Source organism: Fibrella aestuarina BUZ 2 (assembly GCF_000331105.1).
GTDB classification, from domain to species: Bacteria; Bacteroidota; Bacteroidia; order Cytophagales; family Spirosomataceae; genus Fibrella; species Fibrella aestuarina.
Window position 1 is genome coordinate 3,901,284 of sequence record NC_020054.1, and the last position, 12,062, is coordinate 3,913,345.

Sequence of the window (12,062 nt, forward strand, 5' to 3'; positions counted from 1 at the left end):
TCTACATCAGCACGCCCTGGAACACTTCGTCAAGTTTGGCGACGGGGCGAATCTTGATCTTAAACTGGTCGCTGTCAAGGCCTTTCAGGTTATATTTCGACACAAAGATTTCCTTGAAACCCAGTTTTTGGGCTTCGAAAATGCGGGATTCGATCCGGTTAACCGCCCGCACCTCGCCACCCAGCCCTACCTCGGCGGCGAAGGCCACATTGGTCGGGATCGCGACATCTTCGTAGCTCGCCACGACTGCAGCGCAAACGGCCAAATCGATGGCAGGGTCTTCGACGCGCAGGCCGCCCGCTACGTTAAGAAATACATCCTGCTGCCCCAACCGGAAACCGCCGCGTTTTTCAAGCACCGCCAACAACATTTGCAGGCGCTTGCTGTCGTAACCGGTGCTGCTCCGTTGCGGGGTGCCGTAAGTCGACACGCCCACCAGCGCCTGAATTTCAATCATCAACGGTCGGTTGCCTTCCATCATCGAACCAATCGCCACGCCGCTCAAGGCCTCGTCGCGCTGCGAAATCAGAATCTCCGACGGGTTGGACACCTGCCGCAGTCCGCTGCCGAGCATCTCGTAAATACCCAGTTCCGAGGTGCTACCGAAGCGGTTTTTGGTGGTGCGGAGAATGCGGTAAGTAGTGTGGCGATCGCCTTCAAACGTCAATACCGTATCGACCATGTGCTCGAGCACCTTGGGACCGGCCAGCGAGCCTTCTTTCGTAATATGCCCAATCATGAATACCGGTACGCCCGATTCTTTGGCATATTTCATGAATTCGGTGGTGCACTCACGTACCTGCGACACACTGCCCGCGCCCGACTCGACCATCGACGAATGCATCGTCTGGATCGAATCGACGATGAGTACCTCCGGCTCGAACTGCTCGACGACCCGGAAGATATTCTGCGTGGACGTTTCGGTCATGATGTGGCAGTCGCTCGTGGGTACGTCGAGGCGCTCCGCCCGCATCTTGATCTGCTGCTCACTTTCTTCGCCCGATACGTACAGAACGCGCATGCCCGTGAGGGAAAGGGCAATTTGAAGTAACAGTGTGGATTTACCAATGCCCGGCTCACCCCCAATCAGCACCAGCGAGCCCGGTACGATCCCGCCGCCCAGCACCCGGTTCAGCTCGTTATCGACCGTAAGGGTTCGGGCTTGCTCTTCGTACTGAATGGCGTGCAGTGCCTTGGGTTTAGGCGTAAGTTTGGCCGGGCCCGAGGTCACGCGCCAACCGCCGGCGGCCGGTTCATCTTTCTGGACGACCTCTTCGACAAGGGTATTCCATTCGCCACACGATGGGCAACGCCCCAGCCATTTGGGCGACTGATGCCCGCAATTCTGGCAGAAGTAAATAGTCTTGATTTTGGCCACGAGGGTGGGGCTATAAGGCCGAAGCTCCAGCTTCAGGGTTAACAAAGCAAGCCGATAATCGCCCGCCGCAACTGGAGTTTTGGCAGTAAACAACAAATTAATGCCCGCTGAATTAAACGTTCAGGTACGTTATGCATCGAACCGACAACGTACCGAACAAGTAGGAGCGAGGGTGGTCATGAACGCCCGATTTCTGAGCCTTCGGTAGGGGCAATTACTCAATAAACTAACGCCGTTGCCTCAGAAAAAGTTGATTTCTGTGGCGTTTTCGGCCGTTTTCTCGTTAAACCCGTAAGACTATGCTACAGGCAACTTCATTCATGAAAAAAACATTGCTGGGCTTTGCCCTCGTCTGTTTTCCCCTATTTACATTCGCCCAGGGCGGCGGTTTTCAGATTGGTATCAAAGGTGGTATCAACCTGTCGCGACTCACGTTAGGTAACTTCGTCAGTGCCAGTACCAATCCGAATGGATCACCCAATGTGAACGTCGATGGACAGACGTTCAGGGATAACATCAACGCTAGCCTGAACAGCCGTACGGGCACGTCATTTGGTATCTACACCCGTTTTGGTAACAACCTGTTCATCCAGCCCGAGCTACTTTACACCACCATTGAGGGGCAACTGGACATCACCCGCAACGGACAGACCGAAAACGTAACGGTGAAGACGACAAGCTTCGACGTACCTGTGCTCCTCGGCCTGAAAGGTGGCCCGCTTCGCTTCGTGGTTGGGCCGATGGCTTCCTTCCGGATTGACAACAACGCTGGTCTGGGCGACGCCATTCGTCAGTACAGCAACAACAGCTTTAGCGACGCCTGGTCGAAGGCCTACTACAGCTACCAGATTGGCGGTGGCCTTGACTTGGGTAAACTGGGCCTGGATGCTCGCTACATCGGAAATCTGTCCGACGTCGTGCAGGTCAACACCAACACGGGCAGCTTCGGCCAACGGTCGAAATCGTGGCAGATCACACTGGCCTATCGGCTGTTCTAGGGTCGTGCTTCCATTTTGCATTAAAAAACCCACCGGTTGTCACCGGTGGGTTTTTTAATGCAAAAAAGGGATTGGAGTGGATGAATGAAGGGGGTGGACTAGTTGAGCCACTGCTGGTACTGATTCATCATGGCCGTGATTTCACGCATCCGACGACGCGATACCGTCACTTCCCGATTATCGGCCATCCGCACAATTCGGTCACGGGCAAAAACCCCGTGCTGCACGTAGGCCAAGTTGATAATATTTGATTTATGAATGCGGATAAAAATGGCTGGGTCAAGGGTTTTTTCAAACTCTTTCAAGGTTTTTGACACCAGGTATTTGCGGCGGTCGCGGGTGTGAATAAAAGTGTAGTTTCCTTCACCTTCCAGACAAACGATGTCATCGATGGATACCATCACAGTACGGTTCAGGTAAGGAAGCGCGATGCGCTGCGTGTTGCGCTGATACGAGGCCGGGTAATGGGGCGTAACTACTGATGTGGCAGGGGCTGAAAATGTAGCATCCATACTAGTCTGAGCGTTTAGAAGACAGGTTTCTGTTGCTTTTTGATAGATCAAAATTAGGTGCAGATTGCCGCTTACTAAAAACTGCATTGACTGTATCGACATGGAAAATATAGTGTAAATAATTGAAAATCAATTGATTGACAAAAGATTGATGTGTTTTTTCGCGTGTATCCCCCTTACCGATCACGTAGAACTACGTACTCTTTATTCAACGGTAAATCCGCTGCCAGTACGCAAAAAACCGGACCCGGTCAGTGTTTAAACTGCCCGAATCCGGTTGACAAACTGTTTATCGGCTCTGAAGCGGAAAACTAGCTCACTAAAGCAGGGCTGAATTCGCGGATCCGATCGACGAACATTTGGGCCCGCCGCCGTGAAATCTTTACCTGTTGACCATCGGCCAATTCAAGCTCACCTTCTTTTTTTACGAAGAACTTACGAACAAAACCCAGGTTCACGATGCACGATTTGTGAACGCGTACAAAGGCTTGGCCGTCGAGCAGTGTTTCGTATTCTTTAAGGGTCCGCGACACCAGCATTTTGGTGCCGTCTTTGAGGTAAAAATTGGTGTAGTTACCCGAACCTTCCAACCGTACAATTTCATCGACTGCTACCGTGCGTTTCCGGTCGAAAAAGGGAATGAGAAGCTTTTGGTTGTTGGCCGAGGGGGAATTTTTTTCCACAGTTTTGTGGAAGGGTAGCGACAGCGCATCGAAGAAAGATTCGGACGTCATGATTTTCATTCGGTTTGAGTGAGACGAAAATTAAAGGGTTGCCGTTGGTTATCAGGCTAGTTAGCTGCTCATTGCCGATGCAGATGAATGGGGAATGAGCAACCAGTTACCTATATACGTTTCAATAATTAAGCCCTAATTCGACGCAACGGGCAAAATGCCGTAGTTTTGTGCTTTGTAAAGCTGACCATGGCTACCGAACAAATTCTGATTCTTGATTTCGGTTCGCAGTTTACCCAACTCATCGCCCGCCGGGTGCGCGAACTGAATGTGTACTGCGAAATTCATCCGTACAACAACATTCCTCCCATCTCGCCCGACGTCAAGGGCGTTATTCTGTCAGGCAGTCCCTGTTCCGTTCGGGACGCCGATTCACCCACGATTCATCTGGCTGCTTTTCGCCACCGGCTACCGCTCCTCGGCGTATGCTACGGGGCCCAATTGCTGGCACACAGCAGCGGGGGCGAAGTGCAGCCCTCGGCTATTCGTGAATATGGCCGCGCCCGCCTAAATGCCGTTGAGGCTCAAAACCGGCTGTTGCAGGGAATCGATCTGCAATCGCAGGTGTGGATGTCGCATGGCGATACCATTACGCAACTGCCGGAGGCGTTCGACGTGATTGCCTCGACCGATACGGTACGGGTAGCGGCCTTTCAGGCACAGGGTGAAGAAACCTACGGCATTCAGTTCCACCCCGAAGTGACGCACTCGCTACAGGGTAAACAACTGCTGAAAAACTTCGTAGTCGATATTTGCGGCTGTAGCCAGAACTGGACCGCCGACTCCTTCGTGGATACGACCGTGGCCGGCCTGAAAGAGAAGCTCGGCGACGATAAAGTGGTGCTTGGGCTATCGGGCGGGGTTGACTCGTCGGTAGCGGCCATGCTGATTCACCGCGCCATTGGCAAGAACCTGTACTGTATATTCGTCGACAATGGCCTGCTGCGCAAAGACGAGTTTGAAGGCGTCTTGGATAGCTACAAGACGCTGGGGCTAAATGTGAAGGGCGTCGACGCCAAAGAGCCGTTCTACCACGCGCTGGCTGGCCTCACCGACCCGGAAGCCAAGCGGAAAGCCATTGGCAAGACCTTTATCGACGTATTTGATCAGGAAGCCCACCGGATTGAGGACGTTAGCTGGCTAGGACAAGGCACCATTTACCCCGACGTTATCGAGTCGGTGTCGGTGAAAGGGCCGTCGGCTACGATCAAATCGCACCACAATGTGGGCGGCCTGCCCGACTTCATGAAGTTGAAGGTTGTGGAGCCGCTGAATACGTTATTTAAAGACGAGGTTCGTGCCGTTGGGCGGTCAATGGGCCTGCCCGAGTTCATTCTGGGGCGGCATCCGTTCCCCGGTCCCGGTTTGGCCATTCGTATTCTGGGCGATATTACCCCGGAGAAAGTACAGATTTTGCAGGAAGTGGACGCCCTGTTCATCGACGGGCTGCGCCGCGAAGGGCTCTATGATCAGGTCTGGCAGGCGGGTGCCATCCTGCTGCCCATTCAGAGCGTAGGCGTGATGGGCGACGAACGTACCTACGAACGCGTGGTAGCGTTACGGGCCGTTACGAGCGTCGACGGGATGACCGCCGACTGGGCGCACCTGCCGTACACCTTCCTGGCCGACATCTCCAACGAGATCATCAACAAGGTGAAAGGCGTCAACCGCGTTGTCTACGATATTTCGAGCAAGCCACCCGCCACGATTGAGTGGGAATAGCTTTTCCTGAGCATACAGACCCGCTGCGGCTAACCGTAGCGGGTTTTTTGTGCCCGTTTGGCAACTCATTGGTGCCGCCGGGCCAACGCTGCCGAATCGAAGCGGTAACGTAGGCAGGTCGGTGGGCTATCGCCTGGCTAAACTGGTTCGTTCATTTTTTGTAACCGGCTGTTTGTGATGAACTTGCGCGTAATTTCGCCCACCTAAATCCTACCAATCATGCACATCCGTCCTGCCGTTTTCTGCCTACTGGTATTTTTCTGCGCCACGTTATCAGTACTCGCTCAATCGCCTGAACGCGAACGCCTGAAGGCCCTGGATCAGCAACGATTTACGGCGCAGATAAACAAAGACAGCCTGGCGCTGAACGTGCTGCTGGCCAACGACCTGATCTACACCCATTCCAACGGCGTAGCCGAGACCAAAAGCCAGTACATCGGGGGAATTCTGAGTGGCAAATGGGACTACCGAGCCACGGAGGTGGAGTCGGCAACGGTGCGGCTCTTCGGGCCGACGGCAATTCTGACTGGTCGGGTACGTATAACCGTGGTGCTCGATGGCAAGCCAACGCCGCTGTACATGGCCTACACCGACGTATGGCATCGAACGGGTAAAAAACGCTGGCAGCTGGTATCATGGGCAGCGAGTCGGCTGGCTAACTGAGTGTACGGCGCGCAGCCTGCCAGCGTATGGATAGCCTGTCAGGCGTATTAATCATCGTACATTGTCGGACGTCTACTAATTTCGCGGCCTATGGCACGTATTTTAACCGGGATTCAGAGCAGCGGTCGCCCGCATCTGGGTAACATTCTGGGGGCTATTCTGCCCGCAATCAACTTATCGAAAGAGGCTGGTAATGAGTCGTTTCTGTTCATTGCTGACCTTCATTCACTCACCACGCTGCGCGACGGCACTGCCCGCCGCGAGTATGTGCGGGCCATTGCGGCTACCTGGCTGGCGTTTGGCTATGATACGGTCAAGAACACACTATGGCGGCAGTCACGGGTGGTCGAGCACAGCGAATTGTACTGGTACCTCAACTGTTTTACACCGGTGCCCATGCTCGATAATGCCACGTCGTATAAAGACAAAGCAGACAAGCTGGGCAAATCGGCGGTGAGTTCGGGCTTGTTTACGTACCCCGTGCTGCAGGCAGCGGATATTCTGCTCTACGACGCCAACCTGGTGCCGGTGGGGAAGGATCAGCGCCAACACCTCGAAATGACCCGCGATATTGCCTCGGCCGTCAACAACCAGTATGGGACAGAGGTGTTTGTGTTGCCCGAAGCGCGCATCGACGAGCGGATTATGACCATTCCGGGCATCGACGGGGCCAAGATGAGCAAATCGTACAATAACTACATCGACATTTTTCAGCCCGCCAATGAGCTCTATAAGGTCGTAAAAAAGATCAAATCGGATTCGACGCCGCTGGAGGAGCCGAAAAACCCCGATACCGATATCACGTTTCAGCTGTATGCGCTGATTGCGTCGGCTGAGCAGACGGCCGAGATGCGCCGTAACTACGAAGCGGGCGGTTATGGCTACGGCCACGCAAAAAAAGCGCTGTATGAATTGCTGGTTGAACGCTTTGCCACCGAACGCGAACGCTTTGCCGAACTGATGGCCGAGGGCAACGATGAGCTGGAACGCGAACTGACTGCCGGTGAGGAAAAAGCCCGCGCCGTAGCCAGCCAGACAATCCAGCGTGTGCGGGCTGTCATGGGCTTCAGTTAGACGCCGATCCAGTACCGCTACTCAGGACGTAATCGCCAATAACCCTATGCCTGCCAACACAACCTTACTGCGCGAGATCGCCAAGATGATCGACCACTCGCTGCTGCACCCTACGCTGACCGACGCCGAACTGCGCGACGGTTGCGCCGTTGCCCTGACATACGATGTGGCGTCGGTCTGCATTAAGCCCTATGCTGTGCCCCTGGCGGCCGAACTGCTGGCCGGGTCGGATGTGCTGGTCGGCACCGTCATTGGCTTCCCGGCGGGCAATTCAACCACCGCCGTAAAGGTCGCCGAAACCCTTCAGGCCTGTCGGGATGGGGCGGTCGAAATCGACATGGTCATCAATATCGGAAAAGCGCTGGGTGGCGACTGGGACTACGTAAAGGCGGAAATTGCGGCCGTGTACGCTGCCTGCCGGGCCAACGGGGCCATTCTGAAGGTGATCTTCGAGAACGATTACCTGATCCGTCATGACCTGATCGCCAAACTCACCCAACTCTGCTCGGACGTAGGCGTGGAGTTCGTAAAAACCTCCACGGGCTATGGGTTTGTCAAAGGCCCGGATGGCACGTACAGCTACGAAGGGGCTACCTTGCCCCACCTGCGGGTGATGCTCGACAACGCTGGCCCGGGCGTTCAGGTTAAAGCGGCCGGGGGCGTTCGTACGCTCGATGGGCTGCTGGAAGTGAAGGCAATGGGGGTGGCCCGGCTGGGTGCATCGGCCACCGCCGCCATTATGGAGGAGGCCTACCGACGTTTCGGCGCGGTGTCGCCCGACGAGCCACTGGAAAACATACCCGAAGGAAAAGGGTACTAGCCTGCGCGATTGGCTGGTGAACTGGTTTAGTTTTGCGGCGCACTACTTGTCTGTATCCTATGCTCGACCTTGGCTTTGTTTCCGCGATACTGGCGGATAATGACCTGAACTCAACCCTGAAATTCGCTTCTGAACACGGCTTCAAGTGCGTGGAAGTGATGTGCTGGCCCACCGGCAACGCCGACGCCCGCCGGTATGCCGGGGTAACGCACATCGACGTCGATAACCTGGACGTGGCTCATATTCAGGGGCTTTGCCAGCAATATGGTGTTTACATCTCCGGCCTAGGCTATTACCCTAACCCGCTCGCCCCCGACGCCGAGCAGGCGGCTTTTTACCGGGAGCACATCAAAAAGATCATTCGGGCCGCGGCTAAACTGGACGTACCCGTGGTTAACACGTTCATTGGCCGACATCCGTCGCTCAATGTTCGGGACAACCTCAAACTGGTAGCGGAGCATTGGCCGGCCCTTGTGCGGGAAGCCGAAGAAAACAACGTGAAAATCGGCATCGAAAATTGCCCCATGTGGTTTACGGACGACGAGTGGCCCGGTGGCAAAAACCTGATGACGACGCCCGCCATCTGGGACCAGGTGTTCGAGATACTGCCTTCGCGCGTGCTGGGTCTCAACTACGACCCCAGCCACGCCATCTGGCAGATGATGGACGAGGTGAAGCCCATTTACGCGTACCGCGACCGGCTACATCATATTCACCTCAAAGACGTGAAGCTGTACCGCGACCGCCTCGATAGGGTCGGGATCATGGCCAATCCGCTCGACTACCACTCGCCCAAACTCCCCGGCCTCGGCGACGTGCGCTGGCGGGACTTTTTTGCGGCCTTGACGGACGTGCGCTATCGTGGCCCCGTCTGCATCGAGGTAGAAGACAAAGCCTACGAAGGTAGCCCCGACGACGTGCGGGCCGCCATCCTGACCGCCCGGAACTACCTGCGTCAATTTCTGGCGTAAACCAAATCAACAATCAACTCAACGGTAATCAATTATGGACAACGTACGCGTAGCCCTCGACTGGACGCCCAATACGAATCATACTGGCTTCTACGTAGCGGCTGAACTAGGCTATTATGCCGACAATGGCCTCAATGTGACGCTGTTGACGCCCGAACAGGACGATTACCTGATTACCCCGGCCAAAAAGCTGGAGCTGGGGCAGGCCGATGTGGCACTGGCTCCCTTCGAGAGCGTCATCAGCCTGAATACCAAAGCCACTCCGTTGCGGGTCGTGGCCATTGCGGCCTTGCTGCGTGAAGACATCAGCGCGATTGTAGCCCTGTCGACCAACACGATCAAACGCCCGAAGGAACTCGATGGGCGAATCTATGCCTCCTACAAAGCCCGGTACGAAGATGCCATCGTGAAGCAGATGATCAGTAACGACGGCGGGCGGGGCGATCTGACCATCACGTACCCCGATAAGCTCGGTATCTGGAACACCTTGCTGACTGGCAGCGCCGATGCCACTTGGATTTTCGACAACTGGGAGGGTGTAGAAGCCGAGGCGCAGGGCATTGGTCTGACCAAATTCCGCCTCGCCGATTACGGCATTCCCTACGGCTATTCGCCGGTGCTGTTCACCACGCGCGAGCAGATCGATACCAACGCCGACACCTACCGGCGCTTCCTGAGCGCCACCCAAAAAGGATTCCTATACGCCGCCAGCAACGTACCTGAGAGCGTTGCACTACTCGCCCCTCACGTACCTGAGCGCGATCGCACCGCCATTGATCTGGTAAAAAGTCAGGCGTATACGGCGGCCTATTATGGCGACGAAACGAACTGGGGTCAGATGGACGCAGGCCGCGTCAGGGAGTTTGTCGACTGGCTACGGCAGCACGGGCTGGAAACGCAATCACTCGACATAACTAGCCTGTTTACCAACGAATTATTGTAGAAAAAGCTAGCGCCCGACACGCACCAGCAGGGAAAGGTGTCCCCACTGATCGACCAGCGCGCCAACGAATTCGGCGGTGCGGAGGTGCTGAATAAAGGCGAGTTGCACGGTCTGGCTGCCAATCACGCCGCCCACATCCAGCTGTCCCAGAAAATGCTGCAGTTCGACGGCGGGCAGGGCGTAGTAGTTGGTAGCCCCGTTCAGCCAGCCGCCCTGCATCAGCGCGTTGTCGAGTACCGCCCGGAAACCCACCCGAACAAACGCGTAGCACTGAAACCGGCGCGACGAGATGGACCCAGCATCATACAACCCCGTTGGGTGCTGAAAATAATCATTGGCCAACCCGATTCGTAGCGTACCGCCCATACCCGCGGCATTCGTTAAGGTGCCGACCGTACCTTCCACGTCGGTGATGATGTCGAACACTGGCGAAAAGCGCGGAATGCTGCGGCCTTCGTAGCGTACCGAATAGCTGATCATCGGGTCGTTTTTGATCTGCGCCCCCCAACCCACGGGCACGGGCTGGCCCAGCAGCGTGTGGATGCCTTCCTGCAACTCGGCCGCGCCCGAAGTCGGGCCAATTAGACCGAGCGTCAGTGCCGAACTCAGCCGCCGCCCGCCGGTCGGGTCAGTGGTGGTGAGGCCCCACGACAGGTAGAGATACCCGGCATAGGGGCGGTCGTTGGGGTAGAGGGGCCGCCGTACCGTCTTGGTGTCGCGCGGGGTGTAGATTTCCTGCCCAATCGACAACGAATAGAGCGGTATATACGACCGATCACCTTTGGCCGACAGCCGGGGCAGCGCCCGTTGAGTTGGCCATTTTTTCCAGTAGTTGCTCAGGTGCGAAACCCGGACGCCATTGCTGTAGTACCGGTCGGAAACACTGCGCTGATGCACCTGAAAAGCGTCATTTTCCCAATCGAGCTGGACAAAAGCACCCACCGGCCGGGCTACATGGGGCGGGGCGATTGTAGCGCTATCTTGTGAAAACGTAGCGAAAAAGCGGAAAAGCAATAAACTAGTAAGGAAAAAGCGCATGGAATGTTGGTCGCAGTCGGTCGTGCAGCAAAGGTAAACTGGCGTGCCTAGCCCGCACCATCATATGTCAACTAGGTGGGCAGGCGTCGTTCTGTCACCCACCCATGTAGCCACCGCGACTATTCGCTCTTTTTCCCAAACCCACCAAAGGATTTCAGACCAGCCGACAGAGAATTACCCAGCGTAGCCGCGGCTTTCTGGGCCGCACTCAGCTCAGTAGGGGCCGCCGGATCGGTAACGGCAGTGGGCAGGGCCACCTGCTTCTGGTACTCGCCAGCCAGGATTTTCTTGTAGTGATCGGAGTCGGCCCAACTCAGGATTTCTTTCACGCGCAGCACGGTATATGGGTGAGTCTGTTTGAGCATCGACTGCACCTTGATGAACTTCGCCATCCAGCTATCGTCGACATATTCTTCAAACGTATTGGCCTGTTGCTGAATCGCTTCCACGCTGATCGGGTCGCTGAGGGTTTTGGAATACCCCGCAATTTTGCCCAACGCCTCCGCCACGGCCGTTGCGTCCTGCGTGGCCAGCAACGCCGCCCGGTCGGCCGAAAACTCGGCGCGGCGGCTCCATTCCAGCAGGGCCAGCTGCACGCTGATGTCGAGCGCCGAATTGAACGGGGGCGGAATCATCCCCGTCACCGACCCGCCGAAGTACCGGATGAAGTACGTAAACGTGTTGTAAAACATGTGGTCGCACTTCACATGGCCAAGTTCGTGGCCGATGATGGTCATCGTTTCGCGCTCGGTCAGTATGTCGAGCAGGCCCGAGTTGATCTTGATCGTGAACCGGTCGATGCCGCTGGCAAAGGCGTTGATTTCGTCGATCGTTTCAATGTACAGGTCGGGAAGTTTGGCGATCGATAGTGCCTCGGCGGTTCGTTTGTAGGCCTTGAAAAGCGACGGGTACTGCGTTTCGCTCACCTGAATGCACGACGAACTGTTGTAGTAGTGCATCGAATGCTCGACGTAGGCATTCAGCGTGCCGATGATCGAACGGAACTTATCGATGCCTTTCAACAGACCGGTTGCGTCACGGTCGAGGGGGTGTTGGAATTCGGTGGCGGCCAGGTCAGGAAATGAAAGCAGGTTTTCGCGGAGCATAGGCGTAGCTAGGTAATAAGTCAGGTAAGGAGAACGTGACCAAAAGTACGGTTTCGATGAGGCTGTTTGTAACCACTTGCTAAAAGCCTGTGATTTTTAGGGC

12 protein-coding genes are annotated in these 12,062 nt (G+C 55.7%); 7 read left to right on the plus strand and 5 right to left on the minus strand.

Annotated features, from left to right (window positions below; genetic code table 11):
- Position 1: 1 nt before the first annotated feature.
- Positions 2-1,378, minus strand: coding sequence for a DNA repair protein RadA (gene radA / locus FAES_RS15800; RefSeq protein WP_041259037.1), 1,377 nt, complete (start codon positions 1,376-1,378; stop codon positions 2-4).
- Between the two features lie 320 nt (positions 1,379-1,698).
- Here radA and FAES_RS15805 point away from each other — a divergent pair, with 320 nt between their 5' ends.
- Positions 1,699-2,376: an outer membrane beta-barrel protein gene (locus FAES_RS15805; protein ID WP_041257944.1), complete on the plus strand. Its 678-nt coding sequence runs from the start codon at positions 1,699-1,701 to the stop codon at positions 2,374-2,376.
- A gap of 98 nt (positions 2,377-2,474) precedes the next feature.
- Here the strand turns inward: FAES_RS15805 and FAES_RS15810 are convergent, their stop codons facing one another.
- Both FAES_RS15810 and FAES_RS15815 read right to left on the minus strand, forming a co-directional pair.
- Positions 2,475-2,888, minus strand: a complete 414-nt coding sequence (locus FAES_RS15810) for a LytR/AlgR family response regulator transcription factor (protein ID WP_041257945.1) — start codon at positions 2,886-2,888, stop codon at positions 2,475-2,477.
- Positions 2,889-3,199: 311 nt separating this feature from the next.
- Positions 3,200-3,631 (minus strand): LytR/AlgR family response regulator transcription factor, encoded by a 432-nt coding sequence (locus tag FAES_RS15815; RefSeq protein WP_015332245.1) that lies wholly within the window; start codon positions 3,629-3,631, stop codon positions 3,200-3,202.
- A gap of 180 nt (positions 3,632-3,811) precedes the next feature.
- On the opposite strand from FAES_RS15815, the gene guaA reads away from it, so the two are divergent.
- From guaA to FAES_RS15845, 6 genes are all read left to right on the plus strand, one after another.
- The gene (gene guaA, locus FAES_RS15820; RefSeq protein ID WP_015332246.1) at positions 3,812-5,344 is read left to right on the plus strand and encodes a glutamine-hydrolyzing GMP synthase; all 1,533 of its coding nucleotides are present in this window, start codon (positions 3,812-3,814) and stop codon (positions 5,342-5,344) included.
- A 219-nt stretch (positions 5,345-5,563) separates the two neighbouring features.
- On the plus strand, positions 5,564-6,007 hold the full coding sequence (locus FAES_RS15825; protein ID WP_015332248.1) for a nuclear transport factor 2 family protein: 444 nt from the start codon (positions 5,564-5,566) through the stop codon (positions 6,005-6,007).
- A gap of 90 nt (positions 6,008-6,097) precedes the next feature.
- On the plus strand, positions 6,098-7,081 hold the full coding sequence (gene trpS / locus FAES_RS15830) for a tryptophan--tRNA ligase (RefSeq protein ID WP_015332249.1): 984 nt from the start codon (positions 6,098-6,100) through the stop codon (positions 7,079-7,081).
- Positions 7,082-7,127: 46 nt separating this feature from the next.
- A complete protein-coding gene (deoC, locus tag FAES_RS15835; RefSeq protein WP_015332250.1) occupies positions 7,128-7,901 on the plus strand; it encodes a deoxyribose-phosphate aldolase in 774 nt (257 codons plus the stop codon).
- A 59-nt stretch (positions 7,902-7,960) separates the two neighbouring features.
- Complete coding sequence (locus FAES_RS15840; RefSeq protein WP_015332251.1) at positions 7,961-8,872, plus strand: sugar phosphate isomerase/epimerase family protein; 912 nt, start codon at positions 7,961-7,963, stop codon at positions 8,870-8,872.
- A 34-nt stretch (positions 8,873-8,906) separates the two neighbouring features.
- Positions 8,907-9,815, plus strand: coding sequence for an ABC transporter substrate-binding protein (locus tag FAES_RS15845; protein WP_015332252.1), 909 nt, complete (start codon positions 8,907-8,909; stop codon positions 9,813-9,815).
- A 6-nt stretch (positions 9,816-9,821) separates the two neighbouring features.
- Here the strand turns inward: FAES_RS15845 and FAES_RS15850 are convergent, their stop codons facing one another.
- Complete coding sequence (locus tag FAES_RS15850; protein WP_015332253.1) at positions 9,822-10,853, minus strand: lipid A deacylase LpxR family protein; 1,032 nt, start codon at positions 10,851-10,853, stop codon at positions 9,822-9,824.
- 119 nt (positions 10,854-10,972) lie between these two features.
- Positions 10,973-11,959, minus strand: coding sequence for a M48 family metallopeptidase (locus FAES_RS15855; protein WP_015332254.1), 987 nt, complete (start codon positions 11,957-11,959; stop codon positions 10,973-10,975).
- Between the last annotated feature and the right edge of the window lie 103 nt (positions 11,960-12,062).

Excerpts from the sequence above, each read along its gene's own strand:
- guaA (WP_015332246.1), top strand. The coding sequence starts at position 3,812 with ATGGCTACCGAACAAATTCTGATTCTTGATTTCGGTTCGCAGTTTACC.
- FAES_RS15845 (WP_015332252.1), top strand. The coding sequence starts at position 8,907 with ATGGACAACGTACGCGTAGCCCTCGACTGGACGCCCAATACGAATCAT.
- FAES_RS15825 (WP_015332248.1), top strand. The coding sequence starts at position 5,564 with ATGCACATCCGTCCTGCCGTTTTCTGCCTACTGGTATTTTTCTGCGCC.
- FAES_RS15855 (WP_015332254.1), bottom strand. The coding sequence starts at position 11,959 with ATGCTCCGCGAAAACCTGCTTTCATTTCCTGACCTGGCCGCCACCGAA.
- FAES_RS15815 (WP_015332245.1), bottom strand. The coding sequence starts at position 3,631 with ATGAAAATCATGACGTCCGAATCTTTCTTCGATGCGCTGTCGCTACCC.
- FAES_RS15805 (WP_041257944.1), top strand. The coding sequence starts at position 1,699 with ATGAAAAAAACATTGCTGGGCTTTGCCCTCGTCTGTTTTCCCCTATTT.
- FAES_RS15840 (WP_015332251.1), top strand. The coding sequence starts at position 7,961 with ATGCTCGACCTTGGCTTTGTTTCCGCGATACTGGCGGATAATGACCTG.
- FAES_RS15850 (WP_015332253.1), bottom strand. The coding sequence starts at position 10,853 with ATGCGCTTTTTCCTTACTAGTTTATTGCTTTTCCGCTTTTTCGCTACG.
- FAES_RS15810 (WP_041257945.1), bottom strand. The coding sequence starts at position 2,888 with ATGGATGCTACATTTTCAGCCCCTGCCACATCAGTAGTTACGCCCCAT.
- deoC (WP_015332250.1), top strand. The coding sequence starts at position 7,128 with ATGCCTGCCAACACAACCTTACTGCGCGAGATCGCCAAGATGATCGAC.
- trpS (WP_015332249.1), top strand. The coding sequence starts at position 6,098 with ATGGCACGTATTTTAACCGGGATTCAGAGCAGCGGTCGCCCGCATCTG.